The organism is Paraburkholderia sartisoli, from assembly GCF_900107685.1.
Classification (GTDB): Bacteria; Pseudomonadota; Gammaproteobacteria; order Burkholderiales; family Burkholderiaceae; genus Paraburkholderia; species Paraburkholderia sartisoli.
Genome location: NZ_FNRQ01000001.1, coordinates 1176639 through 1189645, shown reverse-complemented (window position 1 = coordinate 1189645; position 13007 = coordinate 1176639). Strand labels below are relative to the sequence as shown.

Sequence of the window (13007 nt, the reverse complement as noted above, 5' to 3'; positions counted from 1 at the left end):
CACTGGCTTGCGGAGCAAGGAGGTTTAACGGCCATGAGACGATACAACCTGAGAGAGAACGACAAGTCGACCAGTGGCGGCATCGTGATCGAGGGGATCCCGGACGATACCCTTGACGGCGTTCCGCTGACATTCCTGGGCGCGAAGGTCGTTTGTCCAGCATGCAAACGGACAGGCGTGATTGTCGGCCAGGGGCCGCGCTATCCCGATATCTCCATGGGCAAACAGATGGCGCTGGATAACGACATTTGCGTGTGCGGGTGCGAGCCGCCTCCTCGCATGAGGGCATCACAGAAGAGGATGTTTGAGGACCATCTGGAAAGCAATATCGCGAATCGATGGCGGACTGACAATGATGAACCTGCAAGGCGCAGTGCAGCGCCTGCATCATCGCCCCAATATGTTCGCTGGTTCTATGTTCGGAATAGCACGACCGGACAACGACTGGCCCATCGTGATTTTGTAGCCGATGTCGGAGGTGCCAGGCAGTCGGGAAAAACAGATGCCGAAGGCTATGCAAAGATCACAACCAGCAGCGAGCAGCCAGTCAGTATTCACGTCGTCTTTTCCTCTCCCAGGCGCACCCTCAAACCCCGTCAAGGAGCTTGACCCGTGGCAGATTACGACATCGTGCATTGGACGTCCGCGCATACGTCACTGGACAGTAGCAGGAACGATGCGGTATCGATTTTTGTTGATGATCGCGCAGCAACCAGGCAGGCCATCATTACGCGACTGAAGGCAAGAGGCTATAGGGTGCTGGAGAGATCGTCATGGGAGGCAAAACCACCCACGCAAGGTATGACGGCATCAAACTGGAACTATCGCGATATCGTAATTCACCATGCCGGACACAGCTATTCGTGTGCCGTTAATGCACAGGGCTCGATTGAGCAGATGAAAAAGGTGCAGGATTACGACATGGCGACGCAGAAATTTTACGACGTCGGCTATCACTACGCCGTCTCGTGTCCAGGCGAAATTATCGAGGCACGCGACATCCGCTTTATAGGATCTCACGTACTCGGTGACAATACGGGCAAACTCGGTATCGTCCTGCTTGAAAATCTGGCCGAGGCAGGCGAAGCCTGGCAGCAGGAATACAGCCGCAAATCCCTGTGGCAGAAACTCAAGGGTTCGTTAAACATCGCGCGCGATGCCGTGGCTTTCGACCATGCGATGCCCACACAGGCACAAATTGATGCCCTGTCAGCGTTAATAGCGACGTTGAAGGAATTCTTTGACATCACAGCGGTGGGTGGGCATCGTGAATATCAGCGCCTTGCCCCAAATCACGAGGGACGTGCATGTCCCGGTAAATATGGCATGCAGATTGTCAAGGACATGAGAGCCAGATTCAGCCTTGGTGCGCCGTCAAAATGAAATAGACCAGCCCAGCGGCCTGTTGATGATGTACGTATGGCGCCTGAACTGATCCTGAATCAACTGGCAGCGCTGCTGCGGCGGAAGGAGATTTTCTACGGGTAGCCCGGCTTTTGCCTCCACCACGCCGAGCCATTCACCGCTGCCCAGATCGGGGCCATGTCCTTCGCCATCCGAAATCTCAAAGTAATTCTTGTCCACATATGAAAACCACTCCTGTGTACACGGCATGGCTTTCGGTGTGCCCGGTAGACTTGTTGTTGCGATGCCCCACGCGAGTACGATTAGGAAACAGATGCTGACGAGAATCTTGATAACCATTGCTTGTCTATGGTTGCTTGCGAGTGCAGTACTTGCTTCTGCTGGCTTGCTCACGCGAGCACGGTTAGCAGATGTCGCGGTGGTGTTGGGAAACACGGTGCATCGCGATGGTAGTCTGTCACCGCGGCTGACCGCAAGACTGGATCGAGCGTACACGTGTTACGAACAGCGGCAATGTCGTGTCGTCCTCGTGAGTGGTGGCGTCGACGCGTCCGGTACTGACGAGGCTGCTGCGATGCGCGCTTATCTCGTGAGGCGTGGCATCCCCACCGATCACATCCTGGTCGACAGTGCGGGAAACGACACCTGGTCTACAGCGCGCGACGCAAGCGATGCCATGCGGAAGCAGCGGCTATCGAGCGCAATCGTCGTGACGCAGTATTTTCACCTTCCGAGAGCGATGCTCGCGCTCAAACGCTATGGAGTGAGCGAAGTCAGCGGCGCGTATCCCCGGTTCTGGGAAGTGAGGGATATCTATTCGGTTGTGCGTGAGGTGCCAGCGTTTATCTGGTACGCCATTCGCCCTCTTATCCCGCCAACGAACCCTCTCCGTGCCCGCCCTCGTGATCAGGCTGCGTAGAAGCTGAGGTAAGCTTCGTCGCTTCATACAGGCTTTACGAGCCTGAATTGCTTTTCAATTCAATTTTGCAGGCCGAGATGTAGCGAATTTTTCACGAGCCCCGGCCGACCCTCACATCGGGGCCGCATGCTTCACGCATGCGGCCCCGATGCGGCACGACACAGCCGCGTTAAAACCACACGGCCGCCCCCCCTGCGCGGCCTCGCACGCTCCCCCAGTTATCCGGTCTTCGCCACGCCCTGCTCAAGAGGCGCAACCGCGTCGTCATTGCGCTCGCGCGCGAGCACCGGCGCGAGCGCACGACCCGTGTGGCTCGCCTTCACCTGCACGAGCCCTTCCGGAGACGTCGCCGCGACAATCGTGCCGCCGCCCACGCCGCCTTCCGGCCCAAGGTCGATGATCCAGTCGGCTTCGGCGATCACGTCGAGATCGTGTTCGATCACCACCACGCTATGGCCCGCGTCGACGAGCCGGTGCAGCACGCGGATCAGCTTCGCGACGTCGGCCATATGCAGGCCGACGGTCGGTTCATCGAGCACGTACAGCGTATGCGGCGCTTTCTGCCCGCGACGCGTGATGTCGTCGCGCACCTTGCTCAGCTCGGTGACGAGCTTGATGCGCTGCGCCTCGCCGCCAGAGAGCGTCGGCGATGGCTGGCCGAGCGTGAGATAGCCGAGCCCCACGTCCTTCATCAGTTGCAACGGATGCGCGATGTTCGACAGCGGCGCGAAGAACTCGACGGCTTCGTCGATCTCCATCGTCAGCACGTCGCCAATGTTCCTGCCGCGCCACGTCACCGCGAGCGTCTCGGGATTGAAGCGCTGGCCGTGACAGACGTCGCACAGCACCTTCACGTCCGGCAAAAAGCTCATGCCGATCGTGCGCACGCCCTGGCCCTCGCACGCCGGGCAACGGCCGTCGCCCGTGTTGAACGAGAAGCGTGAAGCGCTATAACCGCGCGCCCGCGCCTCGAGCGTGTCGGCGAAGAGGCGGCGGATCGCGTCCCACACGCCGATGTACGTCGCGGGACACGAACGCGGCGTCTTGCCGATCGGCGTCTGGTCGACTTCGAGCACGCGGTCGATCGTTTCCCAGCCGGTCATCGATTCGCAGCCTTGCCACGCATGCGTCACGTTCAACACGGGGCGTGGCGCGCTGCGGGCAAGCACGCTGGAACGCGACTGCTTCGCCGCGGGCGCGTCGGCCTGTGCGACCTTGCGCGCGCGCTTCGTGGCCGGCGAAGACAGCACCGAGCGGCCCACCGCATCGAGCATGTTCGCCATCAGCACGTCGCGCGCGAGCGTCGATTTGCCGGAGCCGCTCACGCCCGTCACGGCGACGAGCCGCGCGAGCGGAATGCCGACCGTCACGTCACGCAGGTTGTGCAGCTTGCCGCCGTGGACCGTCAGCCAGTTCTCCGGCACGGCCGCGGCGTTCCTGCGCGCCGACGCAACCGGTGACACCGGCCGGCGCGGCTGCAACGGATGCGTGATCGGGTTCGCGAGAAACTGCCCGGTCAGCGACCCGGCCTGCGCCGCGAGGTCCTTCACGCTGCCCTGCGCGACGAGATTGCCGCCGCGCTTGCCCGCGCCCGGACCGATATCGATGATGTGATCGGCGCGCCGGATCGTATCTTCGTCGTGTTCGACGACGACCAGCGTGTTGCCCTTCTCCCCGAGCTTGCGCAGCGCGTTCAGCAGGATCTGGTTGTCGCGCGGATGCAGCCCGATGGTCGGTTCATCCAGCACGTAGCAGACGCCCTGCAGGTTGCTGCCGAGTTGCGCCGCGAGCCGGATGCGTTGTGCCTCGCCGCCCGACAGGCTCGGCGCCGCACGATCGAGGCTCAGATAGCCGAGCCCGACTTCCTCCAGAAACTGCAACCGGCTGCCGATCTCGCTCACGACATCGCGCGCGATACCGGCATCGCGTCCGGTGAGTTCGAGCGAATCGACCCACTGGCGTGTCTGCGACACCGTCCACCGCGCGACGTCGACAATCGGTTGTCCGTCGAACGTCACCGCGCGCGCGACCGGGTTCAGCCGCGTGCCGCTGCAATCCGGGCACGGCTCGTCGCCCACGCCTTCCGGTTCCTGCTCTTCCGAAGGCAGGCTCTGCTCGCGACCGCGATTGTCGTCGACGATCACAGTGTCGTCGTACGCGGCGCGCTGTTCGCGCGTGAGCGCGAGGCCCGTGCCGACGCAGGTCGTACACCAGCCGTGCTTGCTGTTGTACGAGAACATCCGCGGATCGAGTTCCGGATAGCTCGTGCCGCACACCGGGCACGCGCGCTTCACCGACAGCACCTTCACTGTGCCGGCATACCCGGTCGCGCCCTTGCCGTTGCCGTTCATCGCGGCGTGCAGGCCGTCGAGCGGCGCGAGCAGATGGATCACGCCCTTGCCGGCTTCGAGCGTGTCGTCGAGCGCGCGGCGCAGTTGCGCCTCGTGATCCGCCGAGACGATGAGATCTGCCACCGGCAGTTCGATCGTGTGTTCGCGGAAGCGGTCGAGCTTCGGCCACGGGTCGACCGGCACGAATTCGCCGTCGACGCGCAGATGCGTATTGCCGCGCGCCTTCGCCCATTTCGCGAGATCGGTGTAGACGCCCTTGCGGTTCACGACGAGCGGCGCGAGCAGCCCGACGTGCTGGCCCTTGTGATCGCGCAGCAACTGCGCGGCGATCGACTCGACGCTTTGCGCGGTGACCGGCGTGCCGTCATGGATGCAATGCTGCAAGCCGAGCTTCACATAGAGCAGCCTCAGGAAGTGCCACACCTCGGAGGTCGTCGCGACCGTGCTCTTGCGCCCGCCGCGCGACAGGCGCTGCTCGATCGCGACCGTCGGCGGAATGCCGTAGACCGCATCGACTTCCGGCCGCCCGGCCGGCTGCACGATCGAACGCGCATACGCGTTCAGCGATTCCAGATAACGGCGCTGGCCTTCGTGAAACAGGATATCGAACGCGAGCGTCGACTTGCCCGAACCGGACACGCCCGTCACGACGTTGAACTTGCCATGCGGAATATCGACGTCGAGCGACTTCAGATTGTGCTCGCGCGCGTTCACGATCCGCACGACGTCCTCGCCTTCCACCGCACGACGCGCGCGCGCCGCCGTCAGCGCCGTTTGCAGCGGCACGCCCTGCGAAGCCGGCGCGACTTCCACGCCCATCGATTCGTCGTATTGCAGCAGCGCCCGGCCGGTATGCGATTCCTCGCACGCTTTCACTTCGTCCGGCGTGCCGGCGCACAGCACGCGGCCACCGCCGTCGCCGCCTTCCGGACCGAGATCGACGATCCAGTCGGCCGCGCGGATCACGTCCAGGTTATGCTCGATCACGATCAGCGAATGGCCGCCCGCGAGCAGCTTGCCGAACGCCTGCATCAGTTTGGCGATGTCGTCGAAATGGAGCCCGGTGGTCGGCTCGTCGAACATGAAGAGCTTGCCGGCGGCAGCCTCTTTCGCGCCGCGCGGCGTGCGTGCCTGCGCCGTTTCCGCGAGAAAACCCGCGAGCTTCAGGCGCTGCGCCTCGCCGCCCGAGAGCGTCGGCACCGGCTGGCCGAGCTTCACGTATTCGAGCCCGACGTCGACGATCGGCTGCAACACGCGCAGCACTTCGGGATCGGTGGCGAAGTATTCAGTGGCCTCGTGTACCGTCAGTTCCAGCACATCGGCGACGGAAAGCGCGCGCGCCGGGTTGCCGCGCGCGATCTTCACTTCGAGCACTTCGGCGCGATAGCGGCGTCCGTCGCAGTCCGGGCAACGCAGGTAGACGTCGCTCAGGAACTGCATCTCGATGTGTTCGAAGCCGGAGCCGCCGCAGGTCGGGCACCGCCCGTCGCCAGAGTTGAAGCTGAACGTGCCCGCCGTGTAGCCGCGTTGCGCCGCGAGCGGCGCCTTCGCGAACAGCTTGCGGATTTCGTCGAACGCGCCGACGTAGCTCGCCGGGTTCGAGCGCGCCGTCTTGCCGATCGGCGACTGGTCGACGAACGCGACGTCGCTCACGCGCTCCGCGCCGTCAAGACTGCGGAACGCGCCAGGCGACTCCGTCGCCTTGCCGAAATGGCGCGCCATCGCGGGATACAGCACGTCCTGCAGCAGCGTCGACTTGCCCGAGCCGGACACGCCCGTCACGCAGACGAGACGTTGCAACGGAATCCCGACCGTCACGTCGCGCAGGTTGTGTTCGCGCGCGCCGGCCAGCACGATGCGCGGCGTGCCGGCCTCGACCGGACGGCGCGACCAGCGCGACGCATCCGCCACGTGCCGGCGCCCGCTGAGGTATTCGCCCGTGAGCGTGCCCGCCGCGCGGATGTTGTCGGGCGTGCCGTCGTAGATGATCGTGCCGCCGCGCTCGCCGGGGCCGGGGCCCATGTCGATCAGGCGGTCCGCCGCGAGCATCACCGAAGGATCGTGCTCGACCACGACGAGCGTATTGCCCGCGTCGCGCAGCCGGTGCATCGCCTCGACGATGCGGTTCAGGTCGCGCGGATGCAGCCCGATGCTGGGTTCGTCGAGCACGAAGAGCGTCTTGGTCAGCGACGTGCCGAGCGCGGTGGTCAGGTTGATCCGCTGCACTTCGCCGCCCGAGAGCGTGCGGCTCTGGCGATCGAGCGTCAGATAGCCGAGACCCACGTCGCACAGGTACTTGAGGCGCGTCCGCACTTCGGCAAGCAGGAGTTTCAGCGCGTCGTCGAGCAGGACACCCGGCAGCGTGATTTCGTCGAAAAAGCGCCGGATGCGCTCGATCGGCAGCAGCATCAGGTCGTGTACGGTCAGGCCCGGCAGCGCTTCGAGTTGCGCGCGCGACCAGTCGACGCCGCGCGGCAGGAAGCGGTTCGCGGCGTCGAGTACGGCGTCGGCGTTGGGCTTCGTGCCGAGACGCCACAGCAGCGACTCCGTCTTGAGGCGCGCGCCGCCGCAGGTTTCGCACGGCGTGTAGCTGCGGTATTTCGACAGCAGCACGCGGATGTGCATCTTGTACGCTTTCGATTCGAGGTACGCGAAGAAGCGCTTCACGCCGTACCACTGGCTCTGCCATTTGCCGTCCCAGTCGGGCGAGCCGTTGATCACCCAGTCGCGCTCCGCCTGCGACAGCGACGACCACGCCGTGTCGCGCGGAATGTCCGCCTTCGCGGCGTAGCGCATCAGGTCGTCCTGGCATTCCTTCCACGCCGGCGTCTGCATCGGCTTGATCGCGCCGCCGCGCAGCGTCTTGCGCCCGTCGGGAATGACGAGGCCCAGGTCGACGCCGATCACCCGGCCAAAGCCGCGACACGTTTCGCACGCGCCATACGCCGAGTTGAACGAGAACAGCGCCGGTTGCGGATCGGCGTAACGCAGATCGCTTTCCGGGTTGTGCAGCCCGGTCGAGAAGCGCCAGATTCGCGGTTCGGTGTTCTCTTCCGGCACCTGCGGCAGCACGTACACGTTCACGCGCCCGGCGCCGCGTTTGAGCGAGGCCTCGATCGCTTCGAGCGCGCGCGCCTTCTCCGTCTGGTGCAGGCGGAAACGGTCGGCGACGACGTCCAGCACCTTGCGCGTGCCCGTGGGCGACACCACCTCGCGCTGCGCCTGCACGCGCGTGTAGCCGCTCGCCGAGAGCCACTGTTCGACTTCGGCCTGCGTCGCGGTGTCGGGCAGTTCCACCGGAAATGTGACCGCCAGCCGCGGATCGGTGCCCGCGGTGCGCGCCATCAGGTCGGCGTAGACGGTTTCCGGCGTGTCGTGCCGCACCGGCTCCGCCGTCATGCGATCGAAGAGTTCGGCGCCGCGCGCGTACAGCAGCTTCAGATGGTCGTTGAGTTCGGTCATCGTGCCGACCGTGGAGCGCGAGCTGCGCACCGGATTGGTCTGGTCGATCGCGATGGCGGGCGGCACGCCGTCCACCCGTTCCACCTGCGGGCGGTCCATGCGGTCGAGGAACTGCCGTGCGTAGGCGCTGAACGTCTCGACGTAGCGCCGCTGGCCTTCCGCGTACAACGTGTCGAACACGAGGCTCGACTTGCCCGAACCGGACGGCCCGGTCACGACGGTCATTTCGCCGGTGTGCAGGTCGAGGTCGAGGTTCTTGAGATTGTGCTGACGTGCGCCGCGGATGCGGATCGTTCCGCGGTTCGTACCATTAGATGACAATTTATCTGTCCGTCTGAATGAGTTTGGCCAGTGCCGCGGCCTGCCTGCGCCGCCGCGAATGGAAGTGCGTCCAGCCACGCGACGCGTTTCGCGAGGCGGGCTTCGATTGCACACTATACTGTATATTTATACAGGTTCCAACGTGCTGGCCACGGCTGCCCGCGTTTTTTCGCGAGCCGGGAAAGCGTGTCCCTCAAGCCGGCTGGCGCCGGTTCGAGCCGCCTGTCAAACGTTCAGAACGGGCACCGGCCACACGTCGACTTCGCAGGATAGCGCGCGACGGCGGCCTTTGCCTGGCACCACGCGCGGCTCAGACTTCCTTCGAGTCCATCACCAGCAGTTCCGCGCCGGCCTGCGCGAAGTTGCCGAGATCGCCGGCCGCGGCCTTGCCTTCGGGCGTGCCGAGCCCCTGCATCAGCGCCTCGCTCGACGCGAAGTGCAGCACGGCGACCAGGTAATACGGCGACTCGCCACCCAGCAGCTTGACCGGCCCGGTGCTGATTTCGTACTTTTGCAGCCCGGGAATCTTCTTCGCGAGCGGCACGTGAGTCGATTCGTAATGCGCGTCGAATGCCGCCTTGTCGGCCGGGTTTTTGTACAGCACGACGAGTTTTGCCATGATCCTGTCTCCGTTGGGATACGTTGAAAGTGCGCGCTTCAAGGGTTCTTTAAAACCGTTTGCCGCTGTTGAAACCGCTGTTGGAACGTTACGCCGATTTTGCGTCCGGTTTTGCGTCCGTTTTTTCGTCAATACCGCGCGGCGTCACTGCTTTTCCAGCTGCAGATAAAGCCGCTGCACGTTCGCCGGCTGCGCAGTCGCGTAGAGCCGGTATTGCCTGAAATCCGGCGTCTGGACGGTGCGCATCGCTTCGCTCAGTCCGACGCCCGCCGCGTACGCGCGGCGCACGCCGGCATCCAGTTCGCGCAGATAGGCGCCCGTCGGCGCGATGCCGTCAGGCGGCACGGGTGGCCCGAAACCCGGCACCACCACATGTACGTCGAGCGCCTCGATTCGCTGCAGCGCGGCGAGCCAGCCCGGAATGCTCTCGTTGCGCAGCTCGGGAATGCGCCCGATGCTCACCAGCCCGCCCGCGAACAGCACGCCCGTCTCCGTGTCGAGCACGGCGAGATCGCCCGGCGTGCTGGCCGGGCCGAAATACAGCAGCTGGAGTGCGCGGCCGCCGGAATCGAGCGTCGTCGTGCTGTCGACGGTGTGGTCGGGCACGGTCACGCGCGAGCCCGCCATTTCATCTTCGCCGAGCGTGCGCCGCAGGTTCTTCAGACAGATCCAGCACCGCTCGCGAATCAGTTCGGCCGCGCGCCGGTGCGCGAGGATCGGGATGTCGCGGTCGCGAAACGCCGCGGCGCCAAACACGAATTCCGGCGCCTGATGCGTGATGATCACGCGCACAATCGGCAACGGCGTGATCGCGCGGATCGCCTCGATCATCGCGCGCCCATAGCGGTACGACGAACCGGTGTCGATCACCGTCACGCCGCGCTCGCCGACGATAAAGCCGTTGTTCGCGACGACACCGCGATTCGCGGGCGCGACCGCTTCACCGTTGCCGCGCATCACGTAGACGCCCGGCGCGAGCTGAACCGGCGCCGGCACGGTCAACGGATACGGTGGCTGCTGTGGCTGTACAGGCGCCGCACCGGCTGCGCCGGCGGGCGCAACCGGTGCGGCGAGGCAAGCGACGAAAGCGGCCATCCACACACGATGCCAAAACAGGCCCGCCCTTTTCAAGGTGCGGCCGACGAGGTTTGCTGCACCGCCGGATGCGGGCCGATCACGACCTGACTGTCGAACTGCCTGTTCTTCGTGTCCTCGATGTGGGCTTTCAGCGTGCCGCCATCATGCGGCACGAAGTAGAAGCGGAAGTTCGGATTCTCGCTGATCGAGAAATTCACGTTCGCGGTCATCACGGGTTTGTCCGCGTACGTCACCACCACCTTGCGCACGAAATACGCCGACGAATACAGGCGCGTCACCTGGTTCATCGCCATGCCGGTCCGGTTCGGATGGCGCACCATCAGCTGCACGAGTTGCGGCTTGCCGGGCGTCGACGGTCCTTGCCGCTGCAGGCGCACCTGGCCCGCGCCCGCTTCGGCGGCGGCGTCGTCCTTGCCGGCCGGCGCCGAGCATCCGCCCGAGGCCTTGATGAAGCGCACCGCGCTGTACAGGTGGCCGTCGTTCGTCTCGGCGATCACGCGCATATACGTGTAATCCTCGACACGGACCCGCGTTTCCAGACTCGCGAGCCCCGACTCCGGCGTGAATTCGAACCAGCCGACATAGGGCTCCGGATTTTCGTCGATGAACATGTACAGCTTCTTGATGTAGCGCGAAGGCGTCTGCGGAAACTGCGCGGTGATCGAGACCGGCACGACTGCCGCATCGGCCGCGCGCGCGGGGGCATCGAAGCGGATCACGCTGTCGCCGTGCGCATCGATCGGGCGATCCTTGAACGTGCCTTCCCTGAAATCGAGCCAGCGCGCGCTCTTGTCGGGATCGTCGCCGGGTTGCGCGGCGAACGACGGATGACCGGCAAGCGCCACCAGCGTCGTCAATCCGGCCAGCGCCATCAGCAAACCGTGTAGCGCGGTTCGCGTCGTCGTACTCATGATGTTCCCCTTCCTTGCTTACTGCTCCCACTCCAGTTCGGCGTATGCGGCGCTCACGTTGCGCTGGTGATAGATGTCGAAAAGCCGCCACCTGTCACGCTGGTCGAGCCCGATGGTCTCGATCGCCTGCTGCATCGTCACGCCTTGCCTGATCGCCGCACGCACATCCCGGACCAGCCCGGCGAGATAGGCCTCTTGCGCGTCGAGCGCGGGGCGCCAGGGCGTGTCGACCGGGCCGTGGCCCGGCACCACGCGACGCGGATTCATCCGACGGATCGTCGCGATATCGTCAAGCCAGCCCAGCACGCTGCCGTCGATCACCGGAATGCACTGCACAAACAGCAGGTCGGCGAGCCACAGCGTGCCGCTCCTTTCATCGTAGACCGTCACGTCGTTGTTCGTATGGGCTGTTTTCCATGTGCGCAGCTTCAGCACGCGATTGCCGAGATCGAGCGTCAGCTCGCCGCTGAACGGCAACGCCGGCGGCACGATCGTGCTGCCTTCGGCGAGCGCGCCCAGCTCGCGGTGCAGCACGCGCAGATAGCTTTCCGCGTGTGACATTTCCGCCTCGCCGAGCGTCGCGCTGCCGACAAACTGCGGATGATCATGCTCGAACGCGGCATTGCCGAAAATATGATCCGGGTGCATGTGCGTGTTGATCACGTAGCAGACCGGCAGCGGCGTGACCGCACGGATCGCGGCGCGCAACGCGCGGCCTTCCTGCGCGGTTCCGCCGGTATCGATGACCGCCACGCAACGCGTTCCGATAATAAAGCCGATATTCGCGATGTCGCCCCTGTTCGCCCGCGTGGCGACGTCGTCCTGCCCACGATGCACGTAAAGACCCGGCGCGATTTCCTGCACTTTCAGCGCGCTCACCGACTGCGCCGCGGACATCATCAACATCAACGCGAAGCCTGTCAGCACCACGAGCACCACACGCCGCAGCGCGGTGTTCATTTTGTCCGGCCCGGATCGGCGGGCGCCGCGCCTTCGAGGATCCGCGCGGCAACCCGCTTCGGCGGCCGGAACGCGAACTGCGCGTATTCGTTCTCGAGAAACGGCTCGGCGTGCTCGAGCAGGAACCGGCGGAACGTGACGCACGTCGGCGACAACTGCTTCGAGCGCGAATGCACGAGCTGCCACGTCCGCTCGATCGGCGTGCCGTTCACGTCGAGCAGCGCGATCTCGCCCGTGCGCAGCTCGAGGCCAAGCGTGTGCAGCGAAATCAGGCTCACGCCCATTCCCGCCATCACGGCCTGCTTGATCGTCTCGTTGCTGCCGAGCGTGACGGTACGCGCGGGCTGGAACAGATGCTGACGAAACGTGTGCTCCACGACGGCGCGCGTGCCCGAACCCGGCTCGCGCAGCAGGAACGTGTCACCCGCCAGTTCCTGCAGATCGAAACTCCGCGCGTCGCGCAGCGGATGCGAGAGCGGCGCGGCGATCACGTGCGGGTGATACGCCATCGGCTCGGCGGTCGTGCCGAGTTCAGGCGGCGGGCGGCCCATGATCGCGAGATCGGTTGCGTTGTCCTGCAACAGGCGCAGCAGCGTTTCCCGGTTTCCCACCGAAAATCGCACGTCCACTTTCGGATACTGCTGCGAATAGAGCGCGAGCAGCTTGGGCGCGAAATAGGTCGCCGAGCTCACGATGCTCACCGCGATCGAGCCGCTGTCGGCCTGCGTGAGCGAGGTCATCGCGTCTTCCGCGTCCTTGATCTCGCCAATGATGCGGCTCGCGTGATGCGAGAAACGCTCACCCGCCTCCGTCAACGCGAGCTTGCGCGCGACGCGCTCGAAGAGCGGCAGGCCCACCGCGTCTTCGAGCTGGCGGATCTGCATCGACACCGCGGGTTGCGTCAGGTGCAGTTCCTCGGCCGCGCGCGCGAAGCTCGGGTAGCGGCTCGCCACCACGAAAATCTGCAACTGCCGCAGCGTCAGTGAGCGGATGAAGTTCAC

10 protein-coding genes are annotated in these 13007 nt (G+C 64.8%); 3 read left to right on the top strand and 7 right to left on the bottom strand.

Features of this window, described 5'->3' with window-relative positions; all coding sequences use genetic code 11:
• Positions 1-33 precede the first annotated feature (33 nt).
• Together BLV45_RS05420 and BLV45_RS05415 are read left to right on the top strand one after the other, a co-directional pair.
• Positions 34-609 carry a PAAR domain-containing protein gene (locus BLV45_RS05420; RefSeq protein ID WP_090529956.1) on the top strand — a complete coding sequence of 192 codons (576 nt, stop codon included), beginning with the start codon at positions 34-36 and terminating at the stop codon, positions 607-609.
• A gap of 3 nt (positions 610-612) precedes the next feature.
• Entirely contained in the window at positions 613-1383 is a 771-nt protein-coding gene (locus BLV45_RS05415; protein ID WP_090529953.1) for a peptidoglycan recognition protein family protein, read from the top strand.
• On the opposite strand, the gene BLV45_RS05410 is transcribed toward BLV45_RS05415, so the two are convergent.
• Positions 1375-1704 carry a hypothetical protein gene (locus BLV45_RS05410; RefSeq protein WP_245753119.1) on the bottom strand — a complete coding sequence of 110 codons (330 nt, stop codon included), beginning with the start codon at positions 1702-1704 and terminating at the stop codon, positions 1375-1377. The genes BLV45_RS05415 and BLV45_RS05410 overlap by 9 nt on opposite strands.
• Here BLV45_RS05410 and BLV45_RS05405 point away from each other — a divergent pair.
• Positions 1613-2284 carry a SanA/YdcF family protein gene (locus tag BLV45_RS05405; RefSeq protein ID WP_322788599.1) on the top strand — a complete coding sequence of 224 codons (672 nt, stop codon included), beginning with the start codon at positions 1613-1615 and terminating at the stop codon, positions 2282-2284. The two genes, BLV45_RS05410 and BLV45_RS05405, sit on opposite strands and share 92 nt — an antisense overlap.
• Before the next feature lie 218 nt (positions 2285-2502).
• On the opposite strand, the gene uvrA is transcribed toward BLV45_RS05405, so the two are convergent.
• The 6 genes from uvrA to BLV45_RS05375 form a co-directional block, all read right to left on the bottom strand.
• Positions 2503-8418, bottom strand: a complete 5916-nt coding sequence (gene uvrA / locus BLV45_RS05400; protein ID WP_090529944.1) for an excinuclease ABC subunit UvrA — start codon at positions 8416-8418, stop codon at positions 2503-2505.
• 310 nt (positions 8419-8728) lie between these two features.
• Positions 8729-9037: an EthD family reductase gene (locus BLV45_RS05395; RefSeq protein WP_090529942.1), complete on the bottom strand. Its 309-nt coding sequence runs from the start codon at positions 9035-9037 to the stop codon at positions 8729-8731.
• A 144-nt stretch (positions 9038-9181) separates the two neighbouring features.
• Positions 9182-10132, bottom strand: coding sequence for an MBL fold metallo-hydrolase (locus BLV45_RS05390; protein ID WP_090529939.1), 951 nt, complete (start codon positions 10130-10132; stop codon positions 9182-9184).
• A 32-nt stretch (positions 10133-10164) separates the two neighbouring features.
• Positions 10165-11046, bottom strand: a complete 882-nt coding sequence (locus BLV45_RS05385; RefSeq protein WP_245753118.1) for a quinoprotein dehydrogenase-associated SoxYZ-like carrier — start codon at positions 11044-11046, stop codon at positions 10165-10167.
• An 18-nt stretch (positions 11047-11064) separates the two neighbouring features.
• On the bottom strand, positions 11065-12006 hold the full coding sequence (locus tag BLV45_RS05380) for a quinoprotein relay system zinc metallohydrolase 2 (RefSeq protein ID WP_090529936.1): 942 nt from the start codon (positions 12004-12006) through the stop codon (positions 11065-11067).
• Positions 12003-13007: a LysR family transcriptional regulator gene (locus tag BLV45_RS05375; RefSeq protein ID WP_090529933.1), complete on the bottom strand. Its 1005-nt coding sequence runs from the start codon at positions 13005-13007 to the stop codon at positions 12003-12005. Before BLV45_RS05375 ends, BLV45_RS05380 begins: the two co-directional genes overlap by 4 nt.